Below are 1,466 nucleotides of genomic sequence, written 5' to 3' on the forward strand. Positions count from 1 at the left end.
AGGATTACCCACATCTCGTGATGTGAATCACCCGTCCTGGCTAAAGATCCGGTACATCTCCGTGATTTCGTGGAGCACCAGGAAGCCGCGCCACATGACCGTAGGCCCGGGCGGGTGATCATGCTTGCGGTTCAGGTAGCCACCAAGTTTGGCGATCCACAGTACGACCTCGCCCAGCGACGGCGTTGCAGCGGGTGGTTTTGAGGTGCGGTTGACCCGACAGTAAAGTGCACGCCATTCGTCGGGCTGAAGTAGCACTCCACATGACAGGTCCGGGTCGGCCCGACCTAGCAGGGTGGCGTACATGATTCGCCAGCTGATCACTGCAAATAGCGCGGTTGCGCGCACGAACCGTTCGAGATTACCGAACTGGCGTGCCTCGATACGGCACCCGCTTTTAAGCACGCGATGCCACGACTCAATCGTCCAGCGACGTGCATACCATTCAAGTCGTTCAAGTGCGTCGTCCAGCGTAAGCGTGGGCACCGAACTGAGCAACATCCACTCGAGTGGCTCAACGCCCGCTGCAGCATTGGCTTCCAGTGCGTGGATTGCAAATACATCCACCGGAGCGAGCCGGGCGCGCCCAGTGCCTCTGGTCGACGGTCTGGGTGGTGCAATCAGGCTGACCTGTGTGCAGCGCAGCGTCAGACGCGCAGTGCGCCGGGCCATGTTGCGCTGTGCCGGCAGCTCCAGCTCGATCTCGCCCAGTGGCGCACTCGCCGTCACCGTGTCCCAGAGATAGCGCTCGGGGTGCGCAGTGCGGCGGTCCCATGCCGCGCGGATGAGCCAGTCCACGCCAGCAGGCCGCTCGGCCACGAACACTTCATAGACGTCACTTTCGCGGTCGCCCACACCTACCATGCGCGTATCGGGACATCGGGTCCTAAGGGCTGCCAGATGGTTCAGACCCTCAAGCCATTTAACGCTTTCCTTGTCATTGAAGTCGCGCTTTGAGCGTTGACGCCTGCGGCCCAGATCTTCGTCTTTGCGCACCCACGTCTTCATGCCCAGCACGCCCAGCGGCAGGCCTTCCGGTGTTACGGCCAGCAGGCTGTGCAGCATGAAGCCGCGCGACTGGTTGCCCGTGCCGTAGCCCAGTCCTTCGGTTGCGCCCAGATGCGTCAGGTTGAATTCGGTCGTGTCCTGCACCGCGAGCACGACTGGCACCTGGGTCATGCGCAGCAACGTCTGGTCTATGTGAGGCGCAAGCACGCCGTCCGTATCGACCTGGTCGTTATCGAAGAAGCGATAGGCTGCCTTGAGTTCAGCGGCATCCATGGATCGTGGAAACGAGCAGTCCGGTGTGCTGGCAAGCCGGCGTGCCAGTGCAACAAGCCGGCTCGTCAGACGGGCATCGCCCAGATTTGCCGCGCCGAATTCGATGTCGGCCCAGTCGTCCTGGTCATCCTGATTGTCGGTCGAAGGCAATTACGTGTAGTTCCTGTGGCGGTGCCTCAAGTTAA

1 protein-coding gene is annotated in these 1,466 nt (G+C 61.5%); it reads right to left on the reverse strand.

What is annotated here, in order from left to right:
• Positions 1–27 precede the first annotated feature (27 nt).
• Positions 28–1,431, reverse strand: a complete 1,404-nt coding sequence (locus tag C0Z16_RS36930; RefSeq protein ID WP_102636842.1) for an IS4 family transposase — start codon at positions 1,429–1,431, stop codon at positions 28–30.
• Between the last annotated feature and the right edge of the window lie 35 nt (positions 1,432–1,466).

Source organism: Paraburkholderia rhynchosiae, from assembly GCF_002879865.1.
Classification (GTDB): Bacteria; Pseudomonadota; Gammaproteobacteria; order Burkholderiales; family Burkholderiaceae; genus Paraburkholderia; species Paraburkholderia rhynchosiae.